This is a genomic window from Streptomyces sp. NPDC055815 (assembly GCF_053616475.1).
Genome location: NZ_JBSHDU010000032.1, coordinates 1 through 26076, shown reverse-complemented (window position 1 = coordinate 26076; position 26076 = coordinate 1). Strand labels below are relative to the sequence as shown.

At 69.5% G+C, this 26076-nt stretch carries 30 protein-coding genes, 1 tRNA gene and 1 riboswitch; of the genes, 12 read left to right on the top strand and 19 right to left on the bottom strand.

The annotated features are described in order from the left end of the window. Window positions 1-2: 2 nt before the first annotated feature. Complete coding sequence (locus ACWGN5_RS21130; protein WP_453517323.1) at window positions 3-1004, top strand: DNA cytosine methyltransferase; 1002 nt, start codon at window positions 3-5, stop codon at window positions 1002-1004. A gap of 82 nt (window positions 1005-1086) precedes the next feature. Then, window positions 1087-2340, top strand: coding sequence for a DNA cytosine methyltransferase (locus ACWGN5_RS21125; protein ID WP_453517321.1), 1254 nt, complete (start codon window positions 1087-1089; stop codon window positions 2338-2340). Here the strand turns inward: ACWGN5_RS21125 and ACWGN5_RS21120 are convergent. Genes ACWGN5_RS21120 through ACWGN5_RS21110 form a run of 3 tightly spaced genes read right to left on the bottom strand, consistent with a single transcriptional unit; the run spans window position 2337 to window position 6264 of the window. Beyond that, window positions 2337-3203 carry a DUF6339 family protein gene (locus ACWGN5_RS21120; protein ID WP_453517319.1) on the bottom strand — a complete coding sequence of 289 codons (867 nt, stop codon included), beginning with the start codon at window positions 3201-3203 and terminating at the stop codon, window positions 2337-2339. The genes ACWGN5_RS21125 and ACWGN5_RS21120 overlap by 4 nt on opposite strands. Window positions 3204-3223: 20 nt before the next feature. Beyond that, the gene (locus ACWGN5_RS21115) at window positions 3224-4189 is read right to left on the bottom strand and encodes a hypothetical protein (protein ID WP_453517316.1); all 966 of its coding nucleotides are present in this window, start codon (window positions 4187-4189) and stop codon (window positions 3224-3226) included. After that, window positions 4186-6264 carry a helix-turn-helix transcriptional regulator gene (locus ACWGN5_RS21110; protein ID WP_453517313.1) on the bottom strand — a complete coding sequence of 693 codons (2079 nt, stop codon included), beginning with the start codon at window positions 6262-6264 and terminating at the stop codon, window positions 4186-4188. The genes ACWGN5_RS21115 and ACWGN5_RS21110 overlap by 4 nt, the downstream gene beginning before the upstream one ends. Window positions 6265-6649: 385 nt before the next feature. Between ACWGN5_RS21110 and ACWGN5_RS21105 the strand changes: the two genes are divergently transcribed. Both ACWGN5_RS21105 and ACWGN5_RS21100 read left to right on the top strand, forming a co-directional pair. Next, the gene (locus ACWGN5_RS21105; RefSeq protein ID WP_453517311.1) at window positions 6650-6814 is read left to right on the top strand and encodes a hypothetical protein; all 165 of its coding nucleotides are present in this window, start codon (window positions 6650-6652) and stop codon (window positions 6812-6814) included. An 89-nt stretch (window positions 6815-6903) separates the two neighbouring features. Continuing rightward, on the top strand, window positions 6904-7203 hold the full coding sequence (locus ACWGN5_RS21100) for a hypothetical protein (protein ID WP_453517308.1): 300 nt from the start codon (window positions 6904-6906) through the stop codon (window positions 7201-7203). A 2-nt stretch (window positions 7204-7205) separates the two neighbouring features. Here the strand turns inward: ACWGN5_RS21100 and ACWGN5_RS21095 are convergent, their stop codons facing one another. The 4 genes from ACWGN5_RS21095 to ACWGN5_RS21080 all read right to left on the bottom strand — a co-directional run bounded on the left by ACWGN5_RS21095 (window position 7206) and on the right by ACWGN5_RS21080 (window position 11181). Continuing rightward, window positions 7206-8474, bottom strand: coding sequence for a DUF445 domain-containing protein (locus tag ACWGN5_RS21095; RefSeq protein ID WP_453517305.1), 1269 nt, complete (start codon window positions 8472-8474; stop codon window positions 7206-7208). Window positions 8475-8486: 12 nt separating this feature from the next. Next, window positions 8487-9467: an ABC transporter ATP-binding protein gene (locus ACWGN5_RS21090; protein ID WP_453517304.1), complete on the bottom strand. Its 981-nt coding sequence runs from the start codon at window positions 9465-9467 to the stop codon at window positions 8487-8489. Between the two features lie 42 nt (window positions 9468-9509). Then, entirely contained in the window at window positions 9510-10274 is a 765-nt protein-coding gene (locus ACWGN5_RS21085) for an ABC transporter permease (protein WP_453517302.1), read from the bottom strand. Between the two features lie 106 nt (window positions 10275-10380). Continuing rightward, a complete protein-coding gene (locus ACWGN5_RS21080; protein WP_453517441.1) occupies window positions 10381-11181 on the bottom strand; it encodes an ABC transporter permease in 801 nt (266 codons plus the stop codon). A 139-nt stretch (window positions 11182-11320) separates the two neighbouring features. Here ACWGN5_RS21080 and ACWGN5_RS21075 point away from each other — a divergent pair, with 139 nt between their 5' ends. Beyond that, window positions 11321-13450 carry a transglycosylase domain-containing protein gene (locus ACWGN5_RS21075; protein WP_453517300.1) on the top strand — a complete coding sequence of 710 codons (2130 nt, stop codon included), beginning with the start codon at window positions 11321-11323 and terminating at the stop codon, window positions 13448-13450. Here ACWGN5_RS21075 and ACWGN5_RS21070 read toward each other — a convergent pair. The 3 genes from ACWGN5_RS21070 to ACWGN5_RS21060 form a co-directional block, all read right to left on the bottom strand. Further along, on the bottom strand, window positions 13444-13764 hold the full coding sequence (locus ACWGN5_RS21070; RefSeq protein WP_369144463.1) for a DMT family transporter: 321 nt from the start codon (window positions 13762-13764) through the stop codon (window positions 13444-13446). The genes ACWGN5_RS21075 and ACWGN5_RS21070 overlap by 7 nt on opposite strands. Before the next feature lie 32 nt (window positions 13765-13796). Beyond that, window positions 13797-13858: riboswitch (guanidine-III (ykkC-III) riboswitch) on the bottom strand. A gap of 53 nt (window positions 13859-13911) precedes the next feature. Further along, window positions 13912-14247: a GroES family chaperonin gene (locus ACWGN5_RS21065; protein WP_453517297.1), complete on the bottom strand. Its 336-nt coding sequence runs from the start codon at window positions 14245-14247 to the stop codon at window positions 13912-13914. Window positions 14248-14284: 37 nt separating this feature from the next. Next, window positions 14285-14605: a DUF3618 domain-containing protein gene (locus ACWGN5_RS21060; RefSeq protein ID WP_369144464.1), complete on the bottom strand. Its 321-nt coding sequence runs from the start codon at window positions 14603-14605 to the stop codon at window positions 14285-14287. Between the two features lie 135 nt (window positions 14606-14740). On the opposite strand from ACWGN5_RS21060, the gene bcp reads away from it, so the two are divergent. The 3 genes from bcp to ACWGN5_RS21045 all read left to right on the top strand — a co-directional run bounded on the left by bcp (window position 14741) and on the right by ACWGN5_RS21045 (window position 16487). After that, entirely contained in the window at window positions 14741-15208 is a 468-nt protein-coding gene (bcp, locus tag ACWGN5_RS21055; protein WP_453517294.1) for a thioredoxin-dependent thiol peroxidase, read from the top strand. Window positions 15209-15355: 147 nt separating this feature from the next. Continuing rightward, the gene (locus ACWGN5_RS21050; protein WP_453517291.1) at window positions 15356-16354 is read left to right on the top strand and encodes an HNH endonuclease signature motif containing protein; all 999 of its coding nucleotides are present in this window, start codon (window positions 15356-15358) and stop codon (window positions 16352-16354) included. A gap of 50 nt (window positions 16355-16404) precedes the next feature. Continuing rightward, window positions 16405-16487: transfer RNA gene (locus tag ACWGN5_RS21045), tRNA-Leu, on the top strand. 63 nt (window positions 16488-16550) lie between these two features. On the opposite strand, the gene rdgB is transcribed toward ACWGN5_RS21045, so the two are convergent. The 4 genes from rdgB to ACWGN5_RS21025 form a co-directional block, all read right to left on the bottom strand. Continuing rightward, the gene (gene rdgB, locus ACWGN5_RS21040; protein ID WP_453517289.1) at window positions 16551-17159 is read right to left on the bottom strand and encodes an RdgB/HAM1 family non-canonical purine NTP pyrophosphatase; all 609 of its coding nucleotides are present in this window, start codon (window positions 17157-17159) and stop codon (window positions 16551-16553) included. A 23-nt stretch (window positions 17160-17182) separates the two neighbouring features. After that, a complete protein-coding gene (locus ACWGN5_RS21035) occupies window positions 17183-17539 on the bottom strand; it encodes a hypothetical protein (protein ID WP_453517438.1) in 357 nt (118 codons plus the stop codon). A gap of 109 nt (window positions 17540-17648) precedes the next feature. Next, entirely contained in the window at window positions 17649-18380 is a 732-nt protein-coding gene (gene rph / locus ACWGN5_RS21030; protein WP_351187299.1) for a ribonuclease PH, read from the bottom strand. An 84-nt stretch (window positions 18381-18464) separates the two neighbouring features. Then, the gene (locus ACWGN5_RS21025) at window positions 18465-18698 is read right to left on the bottom strand and encodes a glucose PTS transporter subunit EIIB (RefSeq protein WP_041129428.1); all 234 of its coding nucleotides are present in this window, start codon (window positions 18696-18698) and stop codon (window positions 18465-18467) included. A 213-nt stretch (window positions 18699-18911) separates the two neighbouring features. Here ACWGN5_RS21025 and ACWGN5_RS21020 point away from each other — a divergent pair, with 213 nt between their 5' ends. Both ACWGN5_RS21020 and ACWGN5_RS21015 read left to right on the top strand, forming a co-directional pair. Then, the gene (locus ACWGN5_RS21020) at window positions 18912-20219 is read left to right on the top strand and encodes a PTS transporter subunit EIIC (RefSeq protein ID WP_453517287.1); all 1308 of its coding nucleotides are present in this window, start codon (window positions 18912-18914) and stop codon (window positions 20217-20219) included. 288 nt (window positions 20220-20507) lie between these two features. Then, on the top strand, window positions 20508-21773 hold the full coding sequence (locus tag ACWGN5_RS21015) for a PTS transporter subunit EIIC (protein WP_189805268.1): 1266 nt from the start codon (window positions 20508-20510) through the stop codon (window positions 21771-21773). Window positions 21774-21846: 73 nt separating this feature from the next. Here ACWGN5_RS21015 and ACWGN5_RS21010 read toward each other — a convergent pair whose 3' ends face one another. Next, window positions 21847-22602 (bottom strand): MBL fold metallo-hydrolase, encoded by a 756-nt coding sequence (locus tag ACWGN5_RS21010; RefSeq protein WP_453517285.1) that lies wholly within the window; start codon window positions 22600-22602, stop codon window positions 21847-21849. A 203-nt stretch (window positions 22603-22805) separates the two neighbouring features. On the opposite strand from ACWGN5_RS21010, the gene ACWGN5_RS21005 reads away from it, so the two are divergent. Next, window positions 22806-23291, top strand: a complete 486-nt coding sequence (locus ACWGN5_RS21005; protein WP_453517283.1) for a type II toxin-antitoxin system PemK/MazF family toxin — start codon at window positions 22806-22808, stop codon at window positions 23289-23291. A 118-nt stretch (window positions 23292-23409) separates the two neighbouring features. Here ACWGN5_RS21005 and ACWGN5_RS21000 read toward each other — a convergent pair whose 3' ends face one another. From ACWGN5_RS21000 to ACWGN5_RS20985, 4 genes are all read right to left on the bottom strand, one after another. Next, complete coding sequence (locus ACWGN5_RS21000) at window positions 23410-24360, bottom strand: PLP-dependent cysteine synthase family protein (protein ID WP_453517281.1); 951 nt, start codon at window positions 24358-24360, stop codon at window positions 23410-23412. 5 nt (window positions 24361-24365) lie between these two features. After that, window positions 24366-24644: a MoaD/ThiS family protein gene (locus tag ACWGN5_RS20995; protein ID WP_369144471.1), complete on the bottom strand. Its 279-nt coding sequence runs from the start codon at window positions 24642-24644 to the stop codon at window positions 24366-24368. A 91-nt stretch (window positions 24645-24735) separates the two neighbouring features. Continuing rightward, window positions 24736-24864: a putative leader peptide gene (locus tag ACWGN5_RS20990; protein WP_453517279.1), complete on the bottom strand. Its 129-nt coding sequence runs from the start codon at window positions 24862-24864 to the stop codon at window positions 24736-24738. 101 nt (window positions 24865-24965) lie between these two features. Then, the gene (locus ACWGN5_RS20985; RefSeq protein WP_453517277.1) at window positions 24966-25604 is read right to left on the bottom strand and encodes an HD domain-containing protein; all 639 of its coding nucleotides are present in this window, start codon (window positions 25602-25604) and stop codon (window positions 24966-24968) included. A 72-nt stretch (window positions 25605-25676) separates the two neighbouring features. On the opposite strand from ACWGN5_RS20985, the gene ACWGN5_RS20980 reads away from it, so the two are divergent. Next, a partial coding sequence (locus ACWGN5_RS20980) for a DJ-1/PfpI family protein (RefSeq protein WP_453517275.1) occupies window positions 25677-26076 on the top strand: 400 nt, incomplete at its 3' end.

The following is a 26076-nucleotide window of genomic DNA, read 5'->3' as shown; positions in this document are numbered from 1 at the left end:
CTGTGCGGAGACACGACTTCACGGCGATCGAGCTGTGCGCGGGGGCCGGGGGTCAGGCACTCGGGCTGGAACGGGCCGGGTTCCGGATCGCCGCGGCCGTGGACATCGACGGGGACAGCTGCACGACCCTGCGGAACAACCGTCCCGACTGGTACGTGATCCGGGGTGATCTCAACGAGATCGAGCCCGTGGATCACGACCAGTTGGATCGGGCGGACGTCCTCAGCTGCGGGCTGCCCCGGTCTCCGTACAGCATCGCGGGCAAGCAGCTCGCCGTGCGGGACAAGCGGGACACCCTGCGGGCAACACTCGACATGGCCTCCTACGTCCGCCCGCGGGTCCTGGTCCTCGAGTGCATTCCCACCTTCCACAACGCCTCGAAGTTCGAGGTCGAACGCGAGATGGTCCGGGAGACGATCTCCGATCTCGGCTACAAGTCGACGTGGAGTGTTCTCTCGGCCACCGATTTCGGAGTCCCCCAGCTGCGCAACCACGGTTTCGTCGTCGCGATGGCCCCCTCCGATCTCGCACACTTCGCATGGCCGGCGCCCAGCGGCGCCCCTTGCCGCTCGCTCGGCGAAACCCTCCACGAGTCCATGGCCTCGAAGGGGTGGCCGGAAGCAGCCGCATGGGCGGCTCACGCCACGGGGCCCGCGCCGCTGATCATGGGCGGCGCCACCGGACGAGGAGGGGCGGATCTCGGCGCGAGCCGGGCGAAAGCGATCTGGGCGCGAAGGCAGGTCTACGGGGGAAGTCTCGGGAACGACGTGCCCGGTCCGGATTTCCGGATCGACCTCGCCGCCGAACCGAAGCACGGCCTGGTCAAGATCACCGTGCCTCAGGTCGCCCTCCTTCAGGGGTTCACCCCCGAATGGCAGCTCCACGGCCTCAAGACATCCGCATACCGCCAGATCAGTCAGGCGACTCCCCCGCCGGTCGCCGAGGCCCTGGGCAAGCGAATCCTCGCGGCCCTGACACACACCTCGGGAGACTCTCCGCAATGAACGGGATGCGGACGGTGACACTTCGACGGGATCTTGATCATCGACCTGATGTACCACGGTGATCGAAGTAGAATCTGGCCCCATGGCCACCAGCACCGCGACCGAAACGCCCGCGAGCCCCAAGCTCTCCGCAGGGGCGATCAAGGTCGTGGACCTCTTCTCGGGAGCCGGTGGCTTTTCGGCCGGCTTTCGGGCGTACGAGCCTGACGGCCCCGGTTCGTCGCCCTTCGTGTCCGTCGCGGCGGTGGAGTTCGACAGGGCCGCGGCGGCTACCTACGCAGCCAATTTCGGCTCGTCGCACGTCGCCAATGTGGACATCGCGGAGTGGGACCCGAGTCCCTACCGGGACGCGGTCGACGTCGTCATGGGTGGCCCTCCGTGCCAGGGGTTCTCCGGACTGAACAAGGACAACCTCGAGCCGGACCGGAACGATCCGCGCAACCTCCTGTGGCGCGAGTACATGCGTGTCGTCACGACGATCAGGCCCAAGATCTTCGTTCTGGAGAACGTCGATCGTTTCTTGAGGTCTCAGCAGTTCGTGGACCTGGAGAAGGCGACGGCGGAGGGTGGCGAGCTCTCCGACTACAGCCTGACGACAAAGGTGTTGAACGCCGCCGACTTCGGCGTGCCCCAGGCCCGACGTCGTGCGATCGTGATCGCCACGCACAAAAACCTGCACTCAGCGCTGACTCACCCGGCGCCGACCCATTCGCGCCACGCCGACGCACAGCAGCCGACCCTCGGTGAGACCGGCACCGACCTGAAGGCCTGGGTGGCGGTCGGGGATGCCGTTTTCGCCCACACCCCCCTGAAGGCGCCGCAGACCGAGCTGCCGGAGGACCGGACCGGCAGCCCTCTGGGCGACTCCCTCCTCCCGGGTCCGTACCGGACGACCGAGCTGCACGTGGGACGACGCCCCACCGACCTGTCGCTCGCCCGTTACGCGGCCATCGGCCCCGGCGGCAACCGCCACGATCTTCGAGGCAAGTACGCCCTCGTCGAGGGCCAGGAGGTCTACCTCTCGACCACGAGCTGGGACAAGCACAACAGCGGGTCCGGAGACGTGATGGGACGGATGCGCGCGGAACGCCCGTCCGTCACCATCCGCACCGAGTTCTACAAGCCGGAGAAGGGGCGTTACCTCCACCCCAAGGAGAACCGCCCCATCACGCACTACGAGGCCGCCCTCATCCAAGGGTTCCCCCCGGACTTCCAGTGGTTCGGCAGCAAGGTCGAGATCGCCCGACAGATCGGCAACGCGGTGCCGATCGGCCTGGGCCGCGCTCTGGCCCAGGCGATCCACGAGCACCTGTCGGTCGACCTCCCGAAGAACTAGCGGCCGGCCGCTCCCTCTCGGTCGGTCTTTCCCCGAACCGGCACGGTCGCGAAGAGCTCACCGAACCGGACCGTCAGCGCCTCCGCGGCAGCGTGCGGCACGCGTCCGTCGTTCGGGCCGCTCGGAACGGTGTCGAAGGGCGCAGGCGGGTGGTCTCCCGCCGCCTCGATCCACTCCCTCAACGCTTCTGCATCCTGCAGCTCATCGGGAGCCAGGGCCTCGAAGACCAGCGTGGCGCCGGCGGCGTTCGCAGCGGCGGCCGCGGCGTTCAGGTCCCGCCCCGTACGCACCGTCCCCTTGTGCATCAGCCTGAGGAGAGCCTGTGCCGTCGGCCGGTGCTGGATCATCTCCTGTCTCAACGCCGTGTTCAGGATGTCCTGATTACGACAGGCCAGCTCCGCCGGCCCGTAGTTGGCCCCGTCCCTGAACAGCTCGGCTGCCCACCACAACCGGGAAAAGCACTGCAGGTCCCAACGCCCGGCGAATCGAGCCGCCTGCGCCACCTCCCGGCTCGTCCCACCCCGACTCCACCGCCAGCGCACAAAGCCGGGGGCGAGGCAGACTCCGAGGAAGTTCCAGATACGGGTGTCCGACGCCTCGGCACGCGTCAGCCTCATCGTGTAGTGCAGGCGAGGTGCCAGCCAGGCATCGCTCAGCGCGGGGGAAACGTCAGCGAAGCGCCTGCGCGCCTCCGTCAACAGCTCACTGACGGGCTCCGCGTCCCAACGCGGCGAGTCGTCCTCCGGGTACTCGACGTTCTCCCGCAGGCTCGCGAACGAGGGCGTCTCGTACCCTTCGAGAACGCGCGGGGTGATGGCCCGGGCGGCGACGACCTCCGGCAGCGTTCCGATGCGCGACGCCACGGTCTCTGCGTCCGTCGGCCTCATATTTCCTGTCCTCCGTCCGCCAGGCGGGCCAACGCCCGCACCGTACCGGCCACGGTCTTCTGCTTCTTGGAATGGATCGACGCGGAGTGCATGAGGCGCGCGTGAAGATCCGATCCGTTCTCGCCACGACTCCGTCGATCAACGAGTTCGGCCAGTGCCTCGTCGGGAGACAGGCCGGGAAAGAAGTCCGGAAGCATCCTCCTGAGGACCTCCTCCTGCCAGCCACCCGGCCACTGGAGTTCGTCGTCGTCCGTACCTGCCGCGTAGAGCGCCGTGTTGAACAGGGCCGTCCAGGCCTCGGACGCAATCTGGGACGCCATGACCTCGCGTACGAGCTTGCGCTCGGCACCCGGGCCACCGTCAAGAAGCGGGCGGAGGCCCTCCAGAGAGGCATTGAGGTAGAGGATCGGCTCGCCGGCCTCCGCATCCAGGACCCAGGGGTCGTCACGGAAGTCCTTCAGGAACGGGTCTTCCGCGAATTCCCGCCAGGCCATCTTGATGCTCCGCTGCCGCTTCGGCTGCTTCGCCTCGAAATCGGCACTCCAGTTGTCCTCGGTCCGGCCGATCAGGCGTCCCGGGAACCCTCCCACTTCCGCGACGACGACCGCACCGATCTCGGTCCGTCCGACGTGATCGCCTCGGTGGAGCTCCACTTCACCGGTCCAGCGCCCCTCGCCGTCATAGCTAAGGGGGAAGGAATGCCGAACGTTCGTCGCCCTGTTCCTCGCGAACACCAGGCATTGCGGAGACGTCCAGACGCCGGAACCCAGCTCCTCTGGGTCGGCACTGACCACCACCTTGACGCGTATCTCGTCCCAGTCTCTCCGGATCGCGTGCAGCGCGATGACACGTTCCTTGTCCGACACGAGGTTGAGCGAGAGCGGGATGTTGTCCACGCGCACCTCGTCGGCCGCGAGGGTCACCTCCCCCGCAAGAATTCGGTAGGGGAATGCCGTCTTCACTCCGCGCTCTCCTTGGCCCTCGGCACGTCTATCTCGATGCACGACATCTCGGCGGCGACGGGATGGCTGGACACATCGGTGAGCGCCTTGAACACTCCACGTCGCGTACCCTCCCTGAACCGCAGATTGCCGCTGCGCGTCAGCTCGCAGTCCCGCTCGGGCACCAGAGCGCCCGCCCACGCGACGGGAAGCCCTCCGCCCGAGCGGACGACGAAGCGCGCGACCGGGGCCAGAATCCAGGCACCGTCCTTCTCCGGCAGCTTCACCGTCACGCGGACGCACCACGCACCGCTCGGCAGCACTTCGCCCTCGACCGCGTGGACGACCGGATAACTCTGCGTCCGGGCCTTCTTGGGCGATTCGAACGTCAGCAGCTCTCGCAGGACCTGGGGACCCTCGTCGGGGTCGCTCTCCTCCTCCTGCCCTCTCAGCAGGTCGCGCACCGCTTGTTCCGCGGCCTTCTTGAAGTTGAGGACGCACTGCCGTGCTCCCCGCACATACGTGGCGGTGAGGTCCTCGGTGCCGCACCAGTCGTTGTGGTCCGGCGGCTCCGCCGCGCGCAGCAACTGCTCGGCCGCGAACGCGTCCGGCGTACGGCTGCCCGTTGCCAGTCCCGCGAGCAGCACGGCCTGGAACGAACGATGCCCCAGTGGAAGGTCACCGACCCGCTTGCTCCGAACGACCATGCGCGTGGCACGCATGTAGGAGATGTGGTCGGGCTTCTCCTCGTCCTCGGGCGTGGGAGTGACGAGCAGGACGGCGTCGTGCGACTTCGGGGCGGCCCCGGGACCCACCGGCTCCTTCCGGGCGGGCAGTACGAGCGGCACCGATGTCTGCAGCACGTCCTCGCGGGACGTCAGTTCGGACGAGGTCCGTCCGTCGAGGAACGCCTTCACGGCACGTGATCTGGCGGGCTCGTAGCGATGCGGATCGATCGACTCCTCGGCCTTCGCGACCCTGCCGTTCCGCCACGAGGCCACCGTCGTACGCAACAGCGGCCCACTGCGCTCGCCGCCGACCATGGAGGCCCAGAAGTTCCTCGCCACCCCCAGGGCGAGCTTCTCGTGCATCTCCTCGACGTCCTCGGCGTCCCCGGACCCGTCGTACGCGCCGACGACCAAGAAGGAGGTCCCCGGGTCACTGTCGCCCCGTTCGAGATGGAGGCTCTCGGCCGTCGCACGGTCGGACCACCAGGACCGCGCCGCGTTGCCACGCTCCTTGTCCGGCGCTCCGAACCACGCGGGCCCCGCGTACTCCTCACCGTCGAGCGCGTGCCAGGGAAGTTCGAGCCGGCCGGCCATGCGCCGCTCGTGGCGACCGGCCTGCTGCTCCGACAACGTGCTGTTGACGAGCACGAGGCCGAAACGGCTCGCCGACCAGAGTGCCGCCTTGCCCAGGCCGTATGACCCGCCCTGGGACCCTTCCTTTCCGCTGTCCAACGTGCGCCGCACCACGCGGGCGAACCGCCCGTCGCCGTACTCCGGACCAGTGAGGCCGCGAGCGTTGAAATCGTCGATTCGGAGCAGCACGAGCCGGCCGGTCCGTTCGAACTCGTTCAGGCCGTCGGTCAGCACGCGCCCCGCCTTCTGACCGGGGTCCGCGGCGCTCCGCAGGTGGCGCTCGATCGCCTCCCACTGCAGGGCGTCGAGGAACCTCTCGAGATGGTCTCCCGTCAGCTCGTGCAGCACGAGTCGCGTCGTGACCGGACGCGTCTCGTCGAAGCGCTCGTCGAGACTGTTCTGCGTCGCCTCTCGGGCGAGGACCTCCAGGTCCGCCGAGAACGCGTAGGCGGCCGCGTTGCCACCGCTTCGACTCCCGTCCTCGGGGGCCCGCTGGAACACCCAGGACAGATCGGCGCGGTCGGACTCCGGCGGCCGCCGACTGACCGCGTCCTCCACGGCCACGCCGAGCGCCGAAGCCACGGCCTGGATCTTCTCGTACCGCGGCACGGCCCGCCCCCTCGCCCACGCGTTCACCGCAGCCGGAGTCACCCCCACGAGCTGCGCCAGCTCCTTCTGCGGCATCTCCCGTTGACGGAGTACGTCGCTGAGCCAGTCCGCGAAATCCTGCGACACTCACCCACCCCTTTCGCTTGACCGAGACCCTACCGGACTGCATTTCATTTGATCAAGAAAATGAAAAAGTCATTCATTGAAGATGGAGCAAAAGGAACTTTTCACGTAAAACCCCCTATGGAGTTGACCATGGAGGGTTTCGGTGTCGATCATCGGAGCGTGCATCTGTGGACAGGTGTACGATCCCGAACGGCTTCAGGGTCGCCCCACACGGCGGAACGGGAGCCGACCGAACGGGAAAGAGCACGACGGGGGCTGCGACTTGACGTTCACGCGGCCACGCGATTGAGCACGACGAATAATTCCTAAATGCACCTTTTGCGCCACTCTTCACGTAATGTGCGGGGGTGCATGGTGTGCTCTGAAGCTCAGAGAGGATGAGCGAATGGCCGCGAAGAAGAGGGTGGAGTACAGCTTGTCCGTGCCCGCCGACAGCACCGCTTCGATCGCCATCAACCACACGCCGCACGGAACCGTGGCCACCATCGAGACGGAAGACGGACGCTACGACTGGGGACGCCTCGAGCACGAGATCCCCGACGAGGACTGACCGGAGCGTCGGGGCCCGCGCGTCGCTCGGCGGCGGGCCCCGTCCCCCTGGCCCCACAAGAACACCAGCCACCGAACGAAAGGCCCGTCATGCCCCGCATCCCCTCCCCCGTCATAGCCGCCGCCGGGCTTGTCGGTGGGTATGCCGTTGCTCGGTGGACCAAGAAGCGGCCCCTCGGGGGTGTCGTGCTCGCTGCCGCCGGGGGCGTGGCCGCGCGGGAGTGGCAGCAGGTTGGTGGGGTCAAGGCTTCCGTGGGGTTGACCTCCGCTTACGTCGCCGCGTTCGCCGGGTCCCATCCGCTGGCCAAGAAGATCGGGGCCTGGCCCGCGGTGTTCTCCGTGGCCGGGGGCATGGCCGTCGCCTCCTGGGCCGTCACCCGGGGGAAGTAGCCTCAGCCGCCCGCCGCGTGGCTCACCGTGTAGATCAGGAGGCCTGCCAGGGCGCCGACCACCGTGCCGTTGATGCGGATGAACTGGAGGTCGCGGCCGATGTTGGCCTCGATCTTGCGGGAGGTCTGGGTGGCGTCCCAGCCGGCGACCGTGTCCGTGATCAGGGACGTGATCTCGTGGCGGTAGGTCGTGACCACGTACGCCGCCGCGTCCTCCGCCCAGCCCTCGACCTTGCCCTGCAGGCGGGCGTCCGTCGACAGGCGGGTGCCCAGGGAGATCAGGGAGGCGCGGGCGCGGAGGCGGAGCTGGCTGCGGTCGTCCTCGGCCGCCGCGATGATCAGGGACCGGACCGAGGACCAGGCCGAGGTGATGATGTCCTGGACCTCCGGGCGGGCCAGGAGCTCCCCCTTCAGACGCTCCACGCGCGCCCGGGTGTCCGTGTCGGCCTGGAGGTCGGCCGCGAAGTCCGTCAGGAAGCGGTCGATCGCCCCGCGCGCCGGGTGGGCCGGCATGTCCCGCATCTCCGTGATGAAGCGGAGCAGCTCCTTGTAGACGCGTTCGCCGATCTTCCGGTCCACGAAGCGGGGCGTCCAGCCCGGTGCCCCGCCCTGCACCGCGTCCATCACCGAGTCCCCGTGCATCACCAGCCAGTCGTGCGCGCGCGTGCAGACCAGGTCCACCGCCCGGTGGTGCGCCCCTTCCGCCACCACCTTCTCCAGGGTCTTCCCCAGGCCCGGCGCGATCTCCGCCGACTCCGCGCGACGCGTGATCGCCTCCCCCACCACCGCCTGGACGTCCGCGTCCCGCAGGACCGTCAGGGCGCCCCGTAGGGCCGTGGAGAGTTCCGCCGTCACGCGGTCCGCGTGCGCCGGGTTCGCCAGCCATGCGCCGAGCCGGGCGCCGATGCCCAGGGCCGCCAGCCTGCCCCGTACGACATCCGCCGACAGGAAGTTCTCGCCCACGAACGTGCCCAGCGACGCTCCCAGCTGGTCCTTCTTCGTCGGGATGATCGCCGTGTGCGGGATGGGGAGGCCCAGCGGGCGCCGGAACAGCGCCGTCACCGCGAACCAGTCCGCGAGGGCGCCCACCATGCCCGCCTCCGCCGCCGCCGCGACATAGCCGGCCCACCCGCCCCAGCCGGCGTTCCGCGCCCACGTCGCCAGGCCGTAGATCACGGCCACCAGGGCCAGCAGCGCCGTCGCCAGGGCCTTCATGCGGCGGACGCCTCTGCTCTTCTCCTCGTCCGCCGCCGTGTACGAGAAACTCACCATCGACTCGACCTCCTACATCAGGGACTCCCGGCGCTCGTCCCGAGTTCCCCCGTACATCTTCGCGATCACCGCCTCGATGTCCGGCTCCCGCACCGAGAGGTCGAGGAGGGGGTATTTCGCCGCCACCGCCGCCACCAGGGGCGCCGCCGACTCCGCCGCCCCGAACGCCAGCCACTGGCGCGGGCCCTCCGACCTCACGAAACGCGCCCCCGGCAGATCCTCGATCGGCGGCAGCTCCCGCTCCAGGTCCACCACAAGGAGGCGTTCGCTCTCGCCGACCGCGTGCAGGCCGGCCAGCTCCCCGTCGTACATCAGCCGCCCGTGGTCGATGACCATCACCCGCGAGCAGAGCTGTTCGATGTCCGTGAGGTCGTGGGTGGTCAGGAGGACCGTGGTGCCCCGGGTGGCGTTCAGGTCGCGGAGGAACTCGCGCACCCTCGCCTTCGACACCACGTCCAGGCCGATCGTCGGCTCGTCCAGGTACAGCACCTCCGGGTCGTGCAGCAGCGCCGCCGCGATGTCGCCGCGCATCCGCTGGCCCAGGGACAGCTGCCGTACGGGGACGTCGAGCAGGTCCCCCAGGTCGAGCAGGTCCACGCAGCGGGCCAGGTTCTCCTCGTACCGGGCGTCGGGGATCCGGTACATGCGGTGCATCAGCCGGTACGAGTCCTTCAGCGGCAGGTCCCACCAGAGGGTCGTGCGCTGGCCGAAGACCACCCCTATCCGCTGGGCCAGTCGGGTGCGCTCCCGCGCCGGGTCGATGCCCGCCACCCGCAGCCGGCCGCCGCTCGGGGTCAGGATGCCGGTGAGCATCTTGATCGTCGTCGACTTCCCGGCGCCGTTCGGGCCGATGTAGCCGACCATCTCCCCGCGCTCCACCCCGAAGCTGATGCCGTCGACCGCCCGGACCTCCCGCTTCTCCCGGCGGATCACCCCCGCCTTCCGGCGGACCGTGAAGACCTTCTCGACGCCGTCCAGTTCGATGAAGGGCATGCTCTTCTCGCAGCTCACCTTCTCGCAGCTCACCGTGGTCCCTCAGCTTCCCGTCGATCGGTACGAGCGGATTCCCGCCCGCCACGCCAGCCCCGCCACCCCGCAGCTCACCACCGCCACCAGCGGCGACACGAACGCCGCCCAGTCCGGCACCCCCGCCGGAGCCGGCCGGCCGAGCACGTACAGCGCGGGCAGCCAGCTCACGAACGCCAGCGGTACGACGTACACCACCCCCCGCACCAGCTCCTGCGCGAAGATCGTCGGCGGGTACTGGAGGAGCGTGTTCCCGCCGTACGTGAAGGAGTTCGTGACCTCCGCCGCGTCCTGGATCCAGAAGAGCGTCGACGCGCCCACCACCATCACCGCACCGAAGATCACCGCCCCGCACACCACCGTCACCGGCAGCAGCACCACCTTCAGCGGCGTCCAGTCCACGTCGAGAAGGAGCAGGCTCCACACCAGGACGAGCAGGCCCTGTGCGACCCTGCCGAACCTCCGCAGCGCGAACTTGTCCGCCGCGACCTGCGCGAGCAGCGGCGCCGGACGCATCAGGAACGTGTCGAGCGAACCGTCCCTCACCCGCTTCCCCATCCGCTGCAGCGAGCCCATCGTCAGGTCCGCGATCCCGAACGACGTCCCCGCCGTCCCGTACAGCAGGGCCACCTCCGCGAACGAGAACCCGCCGAGACCCCGCACCTGACCGAACATCAGGAGGATCACGACGAAGTCGAAGAACGTCACGCAGAAGCTCGTGAGGAGGGTCAGGGCGAAGGACGAGCGGTACGTCATCGTGGAACGGATCCACATCCCCGCCACCATCCGGTACGTCCGCCACGAAGCCCCGAACCCTTGGTACGTACGCCCCGAAGCCCCGATCCCCCGGTACGTGCGCCAGGAGTCCCCCACCCATGCCTTAGCCACCCTGCACCACCACCTTCCGCGTCGCCGCCGCCTGCGCCGCCCTCCCCGCGCCCAGCAGGACCAGCGCCCAGGAGGCCTGGAAGCCGTACGCCCCCGCCAGCTCCCAGCCCTCGTACCTCCCCAGGTACACATCGGCCGGCACCTGGAGCAGCGACGCCCACGGCAGCAGCCGCGCCAGCTCGCCCAGCGCGCCCGGGAACACGTTCAGCGGGAGCAGCATCCCCGAGAAGAACAGGCCGCCCAGCCAGGCCACCTGCACCACCCCCTGGCCGTCGAGCAGCCAGAACGCGCTCATCGCCACCAGGTACCAGATCGCGAAGCCGACCACCGAGCCCAGCGCCACCGCCAGCAGGAACGCGAGCCAGCCGCCCGGCCCCGACGGCAGGGTGAAGTCGAAGACCAGTGCGCCGAGGGCCATCGGGGCGACCCCGCGGCCCAGCAGCTGGAAGGCGGAGCGGCCGGCGTTGGCCGAGAACCACCAGGCCTGGAGGTCGGCGGGGCGGTAGAGGTCGACGGCGATGTCCCCGGTCCTGATCCGCTCGATCAGCTCCTCCTCGAAGCCGCCGCCCATCAGGCCGCAGACCGTGATCAGCGCCTGCCCGATCCACACGTAGGCGAGGGCGTCGTCCATGGAGTAGCCGCCGAGCCGCGGCCGTTCGTCCCACAGGGCGATGTAGGTGGCGGAGAGGACGAAGCCGAAGACGCTGTTCGTGAAGACGCCCGCGGCCGTGGCCACGCGGTAGGTGGCGAAGCGCCGGAAGCCGCCCGCGGCCACCGTCCCGTACAGCCGCAGCATGAGAGGCCCTTTCCGGTACGAATGACGGCGAAGCGCACGACCCTAGTGGCTTCGCCCGGCGCGCCGCGAGCGGTTTTCGCGCCACCTACGGGTCGGTTAGGGGAGTTTCGCCGCAATCCATGCAGTATGTGATGCCATGTCCCCTTCCTCTGGTACGAGCTCGGATACGAACTGGGAGCCGAGGGACCCCACCCTCCCCGCACCACGACCGGACGACGACAGACCGAGAAGACCCCTCCGCCGACTCCTGCGGACCCTCCTCGGGCTCCTCCTGCTCGGCACGCTGCTGCTCGCCGGCGCCTTCGTCGCCGGCTACCTCCTGGTGGAGATCCCGCCCGCCAACGCCGCCGCCGTCGCCCAGTCCAACGTCTACCTCTACCGGGACGGCACCCCCCTCGCCCGCGACGGCGAGGTCAACCGCGAGAACGTCCGCCTCGACCAGGTCCCGCTCACCGTCCGCCGGGCCGTCCTCGCCGCCGAGGAACGCGACTTCCACACCTCCCGCGCCGTCGACCCCAAGGCCATGGTCCGCGCCGCCTGGAACACCGTCACCGGCAAGGGCCGCCAGTCCGGCTCCACCATCACCCAGCAGTACGTCAAGAACTACTACCTGGGCCAGGAACAGACCCTCAGCCGCAAGGCCAAGGAGTTCTTCATCGCGATCAAACTCGGCCGCGAGAAGAGCAAGGAGGAGATCCTCCAGGGCTACCTGAACACCAGCTACTTCGGCCGGAACGCGTACGGCGTCCAGGCCGCCGCCCGCGCCTACTACGGCAAGGACGTCGAGCGCCTCGACACCGCCGAAGGCGCGTACCTCGCCTCCCTCCTCAAGGCCCCCAGCGCCTACGACGTCACCACCCACCCCGAGAACCGGGCCAAGGCCGTCGCCCGCTGGCACTACGTCCTCGACGGCATGGTCACCGAAGGCTGGCTCTCCCCCGCGGCCCGCACCGCCGCCCGCTTCCCCGCCCCCCAGACCGCCCGCGCCGCCACCGCCCTCTCCGGCCAGCGCGGCTACCTCGTCCAGGCCGTCGAGGAGTACCTCACCGACCACGGGATCGTCGACGAGAAGACCCTCGCCGGCGGCGGCTTCCGCATCACCACCACCCTGGAACCCGCCAAACAGGAGGCCCTCGTCGACGCCGTCGAGGAGCGGGTCGTCTCCCGGCTCGACCCGGCCAGCGCCCCCACCGACCGGTACGTACGCGTCGGGGCCGCCGCCGTCGACCCGGCGAACGGCAAGGTCCTCGCCATGTACGGCGGCGTCGACTACACCCAGCAGTACGTCAACAACGCCACCCGCCGCGACTACCAGGTCGGCTCCACCTTCAAGCCCTTCGTCTTCACGGCCGCCGTCCAGAACGGCTCCCAGACCCAGCAGGGCCAGCCCATCACCCCGTACACGATGTACGACGGCACCAACCGGCGGCCCGTCGAAGGCTGGGCCGGCAGCCCGTACGACCCCGCCAACGAGGACGACGCCAGCTACGGCGACATCGCCGTCGGCGCCGCCACCGACCTCTCCGTGAACGCCGTCTACGCCCAGATGGCCGTCGACGTCGGCCCCGCCCACGTACGGCGCACCGCGATCGCCCTCGGCGTCCCCGGCACCACCCCCGACCTCACCGCCTCCCCCTCCATCGCCCTCGGCCCCGCCACCGCCAGCGTCCTCGACATGGCCTCGGCGTACGCGACGCTCGCCGCGCACGGCCGGAACGGCAGCTACTCCCTCGTCGAGGAGATCAGCCGGAACGGCGAGGAGATGGAGCTGCCGGGCGTCGCCCGCCGGCAGGCGGTGAGCCGCGAGGCCGCCGACACCACCACGTCGATCCTGCGGAGCGTCGTCGAGACCGGCACCGGCACGGCCGCGCAGGCCGCCGGCCGCCCCGCCGCCGGCAAGACGGGCACCGCGGAGGACGACAAGGCCGCCTGGTTCGCCGGCTACACCCCCGATCTCGCGGCCGTCGTCGCGGTCATGGGGCAGGACCCCGAGTCCGGCTCCCAGGAATCGCTGTACGGCGCGCTCGGCCAACCGCGCGTCAACGGCGGCGGGGTGCCGGCCGAGATCTGGGGCCGCTTCACGCGCGAGGCCCTGGCCGGGACGCCCGCCCGGGACTTCGAGCTCCGGCTGATGCCGGGCGCGGAGGCGCCGCCGCCACCGCCGGTGTTGGACGAGTCGGAGGACTGGTACGAGACGGGCGAGGCGGGGCCGCCGGGAGCGGCCTCACGGGGCCCCGTCCCCTCCCGCAGACCGACCGGTCAGTGACCGCTGGTCGCCTTGAGCCCCACCACGGCGACGAGCAGCAGACAGACGAAGAAGATCCGGGCGGCGGTCGCCGGCTCACCGAGCACCACCATGCCGAGCACCGCCGCACCGGCCGCGCCGATGCCGACCCAGACGCCGTACGCCGTACCGATCGGCAGCGTCTTGGCCGCCTGCGACAGCAGCATCATCGAGGCGACGATCCCGGCGCCGGTGAACACGCTCGGCCAGAGCCGGGTGAAACCGTCCGTGTACTTCATACCGATGGACCAGCCGACCTCGAGCAGACCGGCGACGATCAGCAGAACCCAGGCCATGACGAGACACCTCCGCGAGACGGATCAACAGGGGTGCGTCGTCTTGTCGTGAACCCGGTACGGCGCGTCTCGTCGGGGTGTCTCCAGGCTAGCAAAGAACAGGCAAAGGCCCCGGTGACTCCGGTCACCAGGGCCTTCACGCGTCTCTCAGAGGTACAGCCCGGTCGAGTCCGTCGTGCCGAACCGATCCGCCGCCACCGCGTGCAGATCGCGCTCGCGCATCAGGACGTACGCGATGCCCCGCACCTCGACCTCCGCGCGGTCCTCGGGGTCGTACAGCACCCGGTCGCCGATCTCGACGGTACGGACGTTCTGCCCGACCGCGACCACCTCGGCCCAGGCGAGGCGGCGGCCCACCGCGGCCGTCGCCGGGATCAGGATGCCGCCGCCGGAACGCCGCTCCCCCTCCGGGGAGTCGGTGCGGACCAGGACCCGGTCGTGGAGCATCCGGATGGGCAGCTTGTCGTGCGTGTTCTCGCTCACGGACTGAACCTACCTGCCGGGGAGTGCCGGAAGGCCGTCACCCCTTGTTCCTCCGCGAGGAGGACACGATCAGGCCGACGACGGCGAGCGCCACGACGGCCGCCGGAACGACGCGCTCCAGGCGGGGCGCGCCGTCCTCGTGGGTGAAACGGGCCTTCACGTCCGAGACGACCCGGTTGACGGCGACGAAGGCCCGTCCGGCCGTCTGGTCGACCGTCGAGGCGACCTTGGCCTTGGCGTCCCCGATGATCGTCTTCGGGTGCATCCGAATGCCGATCTCGTCGAGAGTGACGGCGAGCTGCTCGCGCCGGCGGACGATGTCCGCCTCGATCTGCGCAGGGGTCCTGGCCTCCGACACCGCGCTGCCTCCGTAGTCGTAATGGGTCGTTGACAGCCAGTCTGTCAGCTCCGCCGCGATCGGGTCGCCCCAGACCCCCATTCGCCCGCATTAGGCTCTGGAATGCGTACGCGAATATTCCGAGGAGAGCCAGCCATGAGCGAGCGACTGCAGCCCGGCGACACCGCCCCCGCCTTCACCCTTCCCGACGCGGACGGCAACGAGGTCTCCCTCGCGGACCACAAGGGCCGCAAGGTCATCGTCTACTTCTACCCGGCGGCCCTGACCCCCGGCTGCACCAAGCAGGCGTGCGACTTCACGGACAACCTGGAGGCCCTGGCGACCGCCGGCTACGACGTGATCGGCGTCTCCCCCGACAAGCCGGAGAAGCTCGCGAAGTTCCGCGAGAAGGAGAACCTGAAGGTCACGCTGGTCGGGGACCCGTCGAAGGAGACCCTGGAGGCCTACGGCGCCTTCGGCGAGAAGAAGCTGTACGGCAAGGTGGTGACGGGCGTGATCCGCTCGACGGTCGTGGTCGACGAGCAGGGCAAGGTGGAACACGCCTTCTACAACGTCAAGGCCACGGGCCACGTCGCCAAGATCATGAGGGACCTGGGCGTCTGAGCCCTCACCTTCGCCGGAACGGCCCGCACCTCCGATGGGGTGGTGCGGGCCGTTCCGTTTATCGCACGCGACAGTACGCGATATGGCGTAACCGTCCGATATTCGACTCGTTAACCCGTACGAGATCCGTACTGGGGAGGGGGTCCGATGGGGACGAGCCCGTACACGAAGGACCGGCTCAGCGCCGCCGTGGCGGAATCAAAGGGGTGGGCCGACCTGATGCGTCGGCTCGAATTGGGGGCGAGCGGCGGCCGACGCCGGACACTCCAGTCGAAGGTTGCCGAGTACGGCATCGACACCAGCCACTTCAAGCAGCAGAGCCCCTGGCGCAAGTACACGGACAACGCCATCGCCGAGGCGGTCGCCGCCTCTACGACGCTCCGCGAGGTCGCGCAGAGGCTCGGCGTTCCCCCGGCGACCGGAACGCTCTCGCACATCAGCCGACGGATCGCCGCAGCCGGAATCGACGTGAGCCAGTTCCCCGGCCTGAACCGCTCGACCACGGACCTGCCGTTCACCACGGAGGAGCTCAAGAGCGCCGCAGCGGCCACACGGAGCGTCAGAGAAATGGCTCGCCTGCTGGGCGTAGGCGATGACGGCAGGTCCCGCGCCGCACTCCGGCACATGCTCCACGAGCGGGCAATCGACATCGCCCACTTCACGCACAGGCGCGTCGAGGTACCGGAGGAACGCCTACGAGCCGCGGTGACGGACGCCACCAGCTTCGCCGACGTGATGCGCACGCTCGGCCTCCCCGTGACCGACCAGAATCACCGCCGGGTACGGCGGCGGGTGTCCGAGCTGGGCCTCGACACGTCGCGCTTCAAGCGACGCACATGGGGCACGGTGCGGGTCGTGGCGCCGAAGGCCATCGCGGACGCGGTGTTCCGGGTACGCCCGGAAGGATCGTCGCGCGAGAACCGCGACCGGCTCCATCGCGCCCTCACCGAGGTGGGCGTCCCGTATCGCTGCGTCGAGTGCGGGAACGAGGGCAAGTGGCGGGGCGGGTCCATCACTCTGCAGATCGACCACATCAACGGGAACTGGCTCGACAACCGCCGGGAGAACCTTCGCTACCTGTGCCCCAACTGCCACTCGATGACCACCACTTGGTGCCGAGGCGGCAGGCGTCGCCAGTCGACATAGCAACATCCCCGCCCACACCGGCCGCCCGCCCGCTAGCATGGCAGGCGCTAGCGGCCTTGGCGGAACGGCAGACGCCTCGCGTTTAGGGCGCGATGGGAGCAATCCCGTGAGGGTTCGAATCCCTCAGGCCGCACAAACCGTTAAATCGAAGGCCTCATCCGAAACTTATCCGGATGAGGCCTTCGCCGTACGCCCCTCAGCCCAGCAGTTCCCGCACCACCGGCACCAGCGCCCTGAACGCCTTGCCCCTGTGGCTGATCGCGTTCTTCTGCGCCGGGGTCAGTTCGGCGCAGGTCACCTCGTGGCCCTCCGGCTGGAGGATCGGGTCGTAGCCGAAGCCGTTCGTGCCGACGGGGGCGTGGCGGAGGGTGCCCCGCATCTGGCCCTCGACCACGCGTTCCGTGCCGTCCGGGAGGGCGAGCGCTGCCGCGCAGGCGAAGTGGGCTGCCCTGTGGGCGTCGTCGATGTCCGACAGCTGCGCCAGCAGGAGGTTCAGGTTCGCCTTGTCGTCGCCGTGGGTGCCGGCCCAGCGGGCCGAGAAGATGCCGGGGGCGCCGTTGAGGACGTCGACGCAGAGGCCCGAGTCGTCGGCGACGGCCGGGAGGCCGGTGGCCTGGGCCAGGGCGTGGGCCTTCAACAACGCGTTCTCGGCGAAGGTGACGCCCGTTTCCTTGACGTCGGGGATCTCGGGGTACGCGTCCGCGCCGACGAGGTCCAGGTCTAGGCCCGCGTCGGCGAGGATCGCGTGGAGTTCGGTGATCTTGCCCGCGTTGCGGGTGGCGAGGATCAGGCGCTGTCGGGTCATGCTCCCGATTATCCCGGGGCGTTTCAGCCCGGGGTGCAGACCTTGGCCACCTCGCCGGCCGCGTCCGTGATCGGCGTGATGTCCGGGGTCGTGTCGCCGTTCTTGACCGCCGTGCGGACGGAGTCCACGCCCTTGGTCAGGTCGTCGACGGCCTTCGACAGGTCGGCGTTGTCCGTCGTGTTCTTGAGGTTGCCCAGTTCCGTGGAGATCGAGTTCAGGGACTCCTCGATCTGCGTGACGTCGTTGGACGCGTTCGAGACGGCGGTCTGGAGGTTCTGGACGGACGTGGCTATCGCGTCGGCGGTCTTGACGCAGTCCATCGCCGTGTCGAGGGCTCCGCAGCCGCTCAGGACGGTGGTGAGCGCGGCGGCCGTGGCCATGGCGAGTGCGAGACGGCGCTGCTTCAAGGTGGGTCCTTCCCCAGATACGTACGACGGGCGGGCGCCCGGAGCTTATCCGGGTGCCCGCCCGTCAGGACGCATCGAGGTGTCAGAGGGTTCCTTCGAGCGCCTTGCGCTGGATCTCGGCCAGTTCGGCGCAGCCGCCGGAGGCGAGGTCGAGGAGGGCGTTGAGCTCCTTGCGGTCGAAGGGCTCGGCTTCGGCGGTGCCCTGGACCTCGACGAAGCGGCCGTCGCCGGTGCAGACGACGTTCATGTCGGTGTCGGCGCGGACGTCCTCCTCGTAGCAGAGGTCGAGGAGGGGGACTCCGTCGACGATGCCGACGGAGACGGCGGCGACGGTGCCGGTGAGGGGCTTGCGGCCGGCCTTGATCAGCTTCTTGCCCTGGGCCCAGCCGATGGCGTCGGCCAGGGCCACGTACGCGCCGGTGATCGCGGCGGTGCGGGTGCCGCCGTCGGCCTGGAGGACGTCGCAGTCGAGGACGATGGTGTTCTCGCCGAGGGCCTTGTAGTCGATGACGGCGCGCAGGGAGCGGCCGATGAGGCGGGAGATCTCGTGGGTGCGGCCGCCGATCTTGCCGCGGACGGATTCGCGGTCGCCGCGGGTGTTGGTGGCGCGGGGGAGCATGGAGTACTCACCGGTGACCCAGCCCTCGCCGCTGCCCTTGCGCCAGCGCGGGACGCCTTCGGTGACGGAGGCGGTGCAGAAGACCTTGGTGTCGCCGAAGGAGATGAGGACGGAGCCCTCGGCGTGCTTGCTCCAGCCGCGTTCGATGGTGACGGGGCGGAGCTGTTCGGGGGTACGGCCGTCGATGCGAGACATGGCACGAGCCTAGCCGGACATGACGGAGGGCCCGTTCCCCTGCCGGAACGGGCCCTCCTCAGGAAGTGAGCGGGGTGCTCACGCTCACATCAGGTCTTCGATCTCCGCGGCGATGGGGTCGGCGTCGGTGCCGATGACGACCTGGATGGCGGTGCCCATCTTCACGACGCCGTGGGCGCCGGCGGCCTTCAGGGCGGCCTCGTCGACGAGGGCGGGGTCCACGACCTCGGTGCGGAGGCGGGTGATGCAGCCTTCGACCTCTTCGATGTTGTCGATGCCGCCGAGCCCGGCGACGATCTTCTCAGCCTTGCTGGCCATGTGTTTCTCCCTGTCCGTTCTGCGTACCGACGGTCCGCTTTGTCACGGTAACCCACGGTTGGCCCAACCTCGCGAGCGAGTGCGGCCGTTCTGCCGAATGATGACGATCACCGGCGGCCTGTCCTCAGCGGGTTCCCGGAGCCTATCGCAACTGGTCTACACCAGTGTGCAACGAGATGCGGACCCGGCTTGTTCCGGGGAGGGAGGACGCCGATGAGTAACGACAGCGCTGCGGCCGCACCGAAACCCAAGAAGTCCCTTTCCTGGGGCGGCCTTTTCCAGGGCCTCCAGAAGATGGGCCGCAGCCTCCAGCTCCCCATCGCCGTCCTCCCGGCCGCCGGCATCATCAACCGGCTCGGGCAGCCGGACGTCTTCGGTGCCGACGGTCTGGGCTGGGACAACGTCGCGAAGGTGATGGCGGGCGCGGGTGGTGCGCTGCTCGACGGCAGTCTGGGTCTGCCGCTGCTGTTCTGCATCGGCGTCGCGATCGGCATGGCGAAGAAGGCGGACGGTTCGACGGCGCTGGCGGCCGTGGTCGGCTTTCTCGTCTACTACAACGTGCTGCGCCAGTTCCCGAAGGACTGCCCGACGGGCACGGTGGACGTCAACGGCGGCTGCCTCTCGCCCGAGCAGGCCTTCACCGGGTACACGTACCAGAACCCCGGCGTCTTCGGCGGCATCCTGATGGGCCTGATGGCCGCCTGGTTCTGGCAGCGCTACCACCGGACGAAGCTGGTCGACTGGCTCGGCTTCTTCAACGGCCGCCGGCTCGTGCCGATCATCATGACGTTCGTGGCGATCGCGTTCGCCGCGATCTGTCTGTGGATCTGGCCGCCGATCGGCGACGGCCTGGAGAACTTCAGCGACTGGCTGGTGGGTCTTGGCGCCTGGGGTTCGGGCATCTTCGGCCTCGCGAACCGCGCGCTGCTCGTCATCGGCCTGCACCAGTTCCTGAACGTGCCCATCTGGTTCCAGTTCGGCACGTACACCAAGCCGGACGGCACGGTGGTCCACGGCGACATCCCGATGTTCCTCGCGGGCGACCCGAACGCCGGTCAGTTCCTGACGGGCTTCTTCCCGATCATGATGTTCGCGCTGCCCGCGGCGGCGCTCGCGATCACCCACACCGCGAAGCCGCATCGCCGCAAGGCGGTCGGCGGCATGATGCTCTCGGTGGCGCTGACCTCGTTCGTCACCGGCATCACCGAGCCGATCGAGTACTCGTTCCTCTTCATCGCGCCGCTGCTGTACGTGATCCATGCCGTGCTGACCGGTGTGTCGATGGCGGTGACCTGGGCGCTCGGCGTGAAGGACGGCTTCAGCTTCTCGGCGGGTCTGATCGACTACGTGATCAACTGGAACCTCGCGACGAAGCCGTGGCTGATCATCCCGATCGGCCTGGGCTTCGCGGTCGTGTACTACGTGATCTTCCGGTTCGCGATCGTCAGGTTCAACCTCCCGACGCCGGGCCGCGAGCCGGAGGAGATCGAGGAGGAGATCGAGCGCGACAACGTCAAGTAGCCCCGCGCTCACGCGGCGGGACCTGACCGTTTTCGGGGCTTTCGGCCCCCTCGTAAGGCGCTTCGAAGGCCCCCGGACCTGACCGTCCGGGGGCCTTTTGTCGTGCATCTCCGGCTATGGCTGAGTACACAAAATTCGCAGGTTCCTTATCTAAGTCTCACGTGCTACAACTGGTCTACACCACTCAATGGTGTAGACCACGCGGTCCAGACCACCGCGTTCCACGAGACGTCGCCTCCCCCCGTGTTCACTGTCCCGGGCGGCGCCTTGCCTTACTGGAGGAAGTTGATGAGTACGGCCACCGCCCAGGCCGCCGCTCCCGCGAAGAAGCGCGGATCCGGCCTGTTCCAGGGCCTGCAGAAGGTCGGTCGCAGCCTGCAGCTGCCGATCGCCGTGCTGCCGGCCGCGGGTATTCTGCTCCGTCTCGGCCAGCCCGACGTCTTCGGCAAGGACGGCCTCGGCTGGGACAAGGTCGCGTCCGTCTTCGCCACCGCCGGCGGCGCGGTCTTCGACAACCTGCCCCTGCTCTTCTGCATCGGCGTCGCCATCGGCTTCGCCAAGAAGGCGGACGGCTCCACCGCCCTGGCCGCGCTCGTCGGCTTCCTCGTCTACAGCAACGTGCTGAAGGCCTTCCCGATCACCGAGGCCGTCGTCAACACGACCGCCAACAAGGGTGTCGACGTCGCCGCGACGTACAACAACCCGGGCGTCCTCGGCGGCATCCTGATGGGTCTGCTCTCGGCCGTCCTGTGGCAGCGCTTCCACCGCACCAAGCTCGTCGACTGGCTCGGCTTCTTCAACGGCCGCCGTCTCGTCCCGATCATCATGGCCTTCGTCGGCACCGCGGTCGGCGTCGTCTTCGGCCTGGTCTGGGAGCCGATCGGTGAGGGCATCTCCAGCTTCGGCGAGTGGATGACCGGCCTCGGCGCCGGTGGCGCCGGCCTCTTCGGTCTCATCAACCGCGCGCTGATCCCGGTCGGCATGCACCAGTTCGTGAACACCGTCTCCTGGTTCCAGATCGGTGACTTCACCAACGCCGCCGGCGAGGTCGTCCACGGTGACCTCAACCGCTTCTTCGCCGGTGACCCGAGCGCCGGAATCTTCATGTCGGGCTTCTTCCCGATCATGATGTTCGGCCTCCCGGCCGCCGCGATCGCCATCGCCCACGCCGCCCGCCCCGAGCGCCGCAAGGCCGTCATGGGCATGATGGTCTCCCTCGCGCTGACCTCCTTCGTCACCGGTATCACCGAGCCGATCGAGTTCACGTTCATGTTCATCGCGCCGGTCCTGTACGCGATCCACGCGGTCCTGACCGCCGTCTCCATGGCCGTCACCTGGGCCTTCGGCGTCCACGCGGGCTTCACCTTCTCCGCCGGCGGCATCGACTACCTGCTCAACTGGAACCTCGCGACCAAGCCGTGGCTGATCATCCCGATCGGTCTCGTCTTCGCGGCGATCTACTACGTGGTCTTCCGCTTCGCGATCACCAAGTTCAACCTCCCCACCCCGGGCCGCGAGCCCGAGGAGGAGATCGAGGACCTCACCAAGGCGTGAGCCCCTCCCCCGCACGACGGAAGGCCCCGGAACCAGGACGGTTCCGGGGCCTTCCCCGTGCTCGTACGCGGACTCAGATCTCGTACACCGCTCCCGGCCGCGCCAGCTCCGACGGGCCCTTGAACACCTCGCGCGCGTCCGCCAGGTTCCGCTCGCCGTCCGTCCACGGCGGGATGTGGGTCACGACCAGGCGTCCGACCCCCGCCCGGGCCGCCTGCGCCCCGGCCTCCCGGCCGTTGAGGTGAAGGTCGGGGACGTCCTCCTTGCCGTGGGTGAAGGAGGCCTCGCAGAGGAAGAGGTCGGTGCCGGCGGCGAGGTCGTGCAGCGCCTCGCAGACCCCGGTGTCCCCCGAGTACGTGAGCGAACGGCCGCCGTGCTCGACCCGGATGCCGTACGCCTCGACCGGGTGGCACACCTTCTCCGTACGGACGGAGAACGGGCCGATCTCGAAGGCGTCACCGGACTTCAGCGTGCGGAAGTCGAAGACCTCGCTCATCGCGGACGGCGAGGGGGTGTCCGCATAGGCCGTGGTCAGACGCTGCTCGGCGCCCTCGGGGGCGTACACGGGGAGCGCGTCGCAGCGCCCGCCGTCGTGCCGGTAGTAGCGGGCGACGAAGTAGCCGCACATGTCGATGCAGTGGTCGGCGTGGAGGTGGCTGAGGAAGATCGCGTCGAGGTCGTACAGACCGATGTGGCGCTGCAGCTCGCCCAGGGCGCCGTTGCCCATGTCGAGGAGCAGCCGGAAGCCGTCGGCCTCGACGAGGTAGCTCGAACAGGCCGATTCCGCGGACGGGAACGACCCGGAGCAGCCGACGACGGTGAGCTTCATGGAGCGTGAACCTCCGTGGACGGGTGCGGAAAGCGCGCTGAGGGAGGGGGAGGCTGTGCGGTCTGTCGAGCGTACGGCGCACCCGGGCCCGCCGCTCCTTCGTGGTGGCCCGTTGTGGGCGAACTCACGGGCTCTGTCACCGGTTCGGATGGATGGCGGGGCGCGGCGGCGGGGTGGGGCGCGCACCGGTACCTTCTTGAGGTATGGACACGTCGTGGTGGCCCGCGCTGGTCGCGGTCGTGGTGATCGCGCTGGTGGTGGCGGTCGCCGACGGATGGAAGCGGTCCTCGCGGCGGACGTCGTCCCGGGGGCCGGCGGGGCGGACGCGGCCTCCTCGCGGTCCGGCCGGGCCCCGCAGGGCTCCCGCGCGACCGGGCCGGCCGCCGAGGGCGGCGGAGATCTGGTGGGCGGACGTGCCCTTCGAGGACGGGCCCGGGTCGAAGGACCGGCCCTGTCTGGTGCTCGGGGTACGAGGGGACAGCGCGCTCGTCGTCAAGATCACCAGCAAGTACCACGACGAGCGGCCGGGGGTCATCGCGCTGCCGCCGGGGGCGGTGGGCGACGCGCAGGGCCGGCCGAGCTTCCTGGAGACGGACGAGCTGCGGGAGGTGCCGGTGGCGGACTTTCGGCGGCGGGTGGGGGAGGCGGACCCGGTCGTGTGGGACCAGGTCCGCCATTTGGCGCGGTAGCGCGCGTGCGGTAGCGCCGGGTGCGGGTTCAGGCGCTGGAGGCTGGGCGCGGCTGAGCGCGCCGTTCCGTTGTGCCCACCCGTTCCGCCCTAGCGGAACGTATGCCCACAACGGGGCCCTACGCCCAGAGCTGGCCCTGGACTGCTTCGATGGCTTCTTCTGTCGTCTTGGCCGTGTAGAGGCCGGTCGACAGGTACTTCCAGCCGCCGTCCGCGACGACGAAGGCGATGTCGGCGGTTTCGCCGGCCTTGAGGGCCTTGTTGCCGACGCCGATGGCCGCGTGGAGGGCGGCGCCGGTGGAGACGCCCGCGAAGATGCCCTCCTGCTGGAGGAGTTCGCGGGTGCGGGTGACCGCGTCGGCGGAGCCGACGGAGAAGCGGGTGGTGAGGACGGAGGCGTCGTACAGCTCGGGGACGAAGCCCTCGTCGAGGTTGCGCAGGCCGTAGACGAGGTCGTCGTAGCGCGGCTCGGCGGCGACGATCTTGACGTCGGGCTTGTGCTCGCGCAGGTAGCGGCCGACGCCCATGAGCGTGCCGGTGGTGCCGAGACCCGCCACGAAGTGGGTGATCGACGGGAGGTCGGCGAGGATCTCCGGGCCGGTGGTGGCGTAGTGGGCGCCCGCGTTGTCGGGGTTGCCGTACTGGTAGAGCATCACCCAGGAGGGGTTCTCGGCGGAGAGCTCCTTGGCGACGCGTACGGCCGTGTTCGAGCCGCCGGCCGCGGGGGACGAGATGATCTCGGCGCCCCACATGGCCAGCAGCTGGCGCCGCTCCTCGCTGGTGTTCTCGGGCATGACGCAGACGATGCGGTAGCCCTTGAGCTTGGCGGCCATGGCGAGGGAGATGCCGGTGTTGCCGCTGGTCGGCTCCAGGATGGTGCAGCCGGGGGTGAGGCGGCCGTCCTTCTCCGCCTGCTCGATCATGTGGAGCGCGGGGCGGTCCTTGACCGAGCCGGTGGGGTTGCGGTCCTCCAGCTTCGCCCAGATGCGGACGTCGCCCGAGGGCGAGAGCCGGGGGAGGCGGACCAGCGGCGTGTTGCCGACCGCGGCCAGCGAGGAGTCGTAACGCATGTGGATCAGACCATGCCGCCGGCGACGGCCGGCAGGATCGTGACGTTGTCGCCGTCGGTGAGCTTGGTGTCGATGCCGTCGAGGAAGCGGACGTCCTCGTCGTTGAGGTAGACGTTGACGAAGCGGCGGAGCTTGCCGCCGTCGACGATGCGGGCCTCGATCCCGGCGTGGCGGGTCTCCAGGTCGGCGAAGAGCTCGGCGAGGGTCGCGCCGCTGCCTTCGACGGCCTTCTCGCCGTCGGTGTAGGTGCGGAGGATGGTCGGGATGCGGACCTCGATGGCCATGGCGTGGGCTCCTGTCGGAAGTGGCGTGATGGGCGCGCTTCTGTGGCCCCGCGCGGAGGGGGTCGTACGGTGAGGGCGCTCGGCCGGTCGCTCAGAACGCAGCGCGTGCGGTACAGCCTGAGGTACAGATCGCGCTGGAAAGGCGGCACAGGTCGACGTGCAGGCGTGCCACGAGCAGGGTGGTGCTCGGAGTCTCTTCGCTCACGTCGTGGGAAACCATGGGCTCATCGTATCGATTCCCGGTCCGGGTTCCGGAATGTGATCTCACATTCTGGATGATTTCTGACCGACTGACGGACGTCGCAGGTGGGGAGGGGGTCGTCACTCGGGCCAGGCGGAGTCCCTGATGGTCGTCACGAAGTCTCCGGGGGCGAAACCGGGCACGAAATGGCGCAGGACGTCCGCTTTGACGTTGCCGAAGGTGGTGTCCGGCCTGGGGGCGATGCCGTCGGTGAAGGCGGCCAGGATGCGGCGCTTGAAGTCGGGGCGGGGGTGGGCGGCGACGATCGCGGCGCGGTCCTCGGGGGTGACGGCGGCGGGGTCGTCGTAGCCGATGCCGAGGACGTCGTACTCGACGCCGGCGGTGACGAGGGCGACCTCGGGCTCCATGAACGCGGGGATGCCGGGGGTGGTGTGGAGGGCGATCGCGGTCCAGACGCGGCGGACGGCGTCCTCGTCGGCGCCGTGGGAGCGGAGGAAGGCGGCGGCCTCATCGGCGCCGTCGACCTCGAAGCGGCGGCCACTGGTCCGGTGTGCCTCGCCGAGGCCGAGGTCGTGGAACAGGGCGCCGACGTAGAGGAGTTCGGGGTCGAAGGCGAGGCCGCGGGCGCGGCCCTGGAGGGCGCCGAAGAGGTAGACGCGGCGGGAGTGGTCGTAGATCAGCTCGCTCGTCGTGTCGCGGACGAGTTCGGTGGCGGCGGTGGCGAGCTTGCTGTCGGGGATGAGCGCCATCGGGTTCATGGGGCAAGCCTCGCCGTCGGGGGCGGGGGCCCGCCATGTCCTCACGGACAGGTGTCCCACAGAATCGGACACATGACGAGGACGCACGAGGTGTGGGTGTTCGCCTTCGACGGGGTCCGGCTGCTCGATGTGTCGGCCCCGCTGGAGGTCTTCTCGACGGCCGGGTCCGGCTATGAGGTACGGGTGTGCTCGCCGGACGGGCGGGGTGTACGGACCTCGTGCGGGCTGCGGATCGGCGTGGACCGGGCGGCCGGGGAGGTGCGGGGCGCGGACACGCTGATCGTCCCGGGGGCGGTGGACGTGGAGCGGTGCGTGGCGGTCGCGGCCGAGGTGGCGGGGCTGGCGGGGCGCTCGGGGCGGGTGGCGTCGGTGTGCACGGGGGCGTTCGCGCTGGCGGCGGGGCTGCTCGCCGGTCGGCCTCGCGCCGCGCGGCCATCGTCCTGCCGGGGCGCTGCCCACCGCCCGTGTGGGC

Coding starts and splice junctions, on each gene's coding strand:
- bcp (WP_453517294.1), top strand. CDS start 14,741: ATGAGCGAGCGACTGCAGCCCGGCGACACCGCCCCCGCCTTCACCCTT.
- ACWGN5_RS21085 (WP_453517302.1), bottom strand. CDS start 10,274: ATGTGGATCCGTTCCACGATGACGTACCGCTCGTCCTTCGCCCTGACC.
- ACWGN5_RS21105 (WP_453517311.1), top strand. CDS start 6,650: ATGGCCGCGAAGAAGAGGGTGGAGTACAGCTTGTCCGTGCCCGCCGAC.
- ACWGN5_RS21035 (WP_453517438.1), bottom strand. CDS start 17,539: ATGGCCACGGCCGCCGCGCTCACCACCGTCCTGAGCGGCTGCGGAGCC.
- rph (WP_351187299.1), bottom strand. CDS start 18,380: ATGTCTCGCATCGACGGCCGTACCCCCGAACAGCTCCGCCCCGTCACC.
- ACWGN5_RS21020 (WP_453517287.1), top strand. CDS start 18,912: ATGAGTAACGACAGCGCTGCGGCCGCACCGAAACCCAAGAAGTCCCTT.
- ACWGN5_RS21050 (WP_453517291.1), top strand. CDS start 15,356: ATGGGGACGAGCCCGTACACGAAGGACCGGCTCAGCGCCGCCGTGGCG.
- rdgB (WP_453517289.1), bottom strand. CDS start 17,159: ATGACCCGACAGCGCCTGATCCTCGCCACCCGCAACGCGGGCAAGATC.
- ACWGN5_RS21025 (WP_041129428.1), bottom strand. CDS start 18,698: ATGGCCAGCAAGGCTGAGAAGATCGTCGCCGGGCTCGGCGGCATCGAC.
- ACWGN5_RS20995 (WP_369144471.1), bottom strand. CDS start 24,644: ATGGCCATCGAGGTCCGCATCCCGACCATCCTCCGCACCTACACCGAC.
- ACWGN5_RS21010 (WP_453517285.1), bottom strand. CDS start 22,602: ATGAAGCTCACCGTCGTCGGCTGCTCCGGGTCGTTCCCGTCCGCGGAA.
- ACWGN5_RS21100 (WP_453517308.1), top strand. CDS start 6,904: ATGCCCCGCATCCCCTCCCCCGTCATAGCCGCCGCCGGGCTTGTCGGT.
- ACWGN5_RS21070 (WP_369144463.1), bottom strand. CDS start 13,764: ATGGCCTGGGTTCTGCTGATCGTCGCCGGTCTGCTCGAGGTCGGCTGG.
- ACWGN5_RS21005 (WP_453517283.1), top strand. CDS start 22,806: ATGGACACGTCGTGGTGGCCCGCGCTGGTCGCGGTCGTGGTGATCGCG.
- ACWGN5_RS21095 (WP_453517305.1), bottom strand. CDS start 8,474: ATGGTGAGTTTCTCGTACACGGCGGCGGACGAGGAGAAGAGCAGAGGC.
- ACWGN5_RS21075 (WP_453517300.1), top strand. CDS start 11,321: ATGTCCCCTTCCTCTGGTACGAGCTCGGATACGAACTGGGAGCCGAGG.
- ACWGN5_RS21125 (WP_453517321.1), top strand. CDS start 1,087: ATGGCCACCAGCACCGCGACCGAAACGCCCGCGAGCCCCAAGCTCTCC.
- ACWGN5_RS20985 (WP_453517277.1), bottom strand. CDS start 25,604: ATGAACCCGATGGCGCTCATCCCCGACAGCAAGCTCGCCACCGCCGCC.
- ACWGN5_RS21015 (WP_189805268.1), top strand. CDS start 20,508: ATGAGTACGGCCACCGCCCAGGCCGCCGCTCCCGCGAAGAAGCGCGGA.
- ACWGN5_RS21000 (WP_453517281.1), bottom strand. CDS start 24,360: ATGCGTTACGACTCCTCGCTGGCCGCGGTCGGCAACACGCCGCTGGTC.
- ACWGN5_RS21090 (WP_453517304.1), bottom strand. CDS start 9,467: ATGCCCTTCATCGAACTGGACGGCGTCGAGAAGGTCTTCACGGTCCGC.
- ACWGN5_RS20990 (WP_453517279.1), bottom strand. CDS start 24,864: ATGGTTTCCCACGACGTGAGCGAAGAGACTCCGAGCACCACCCTGCTC.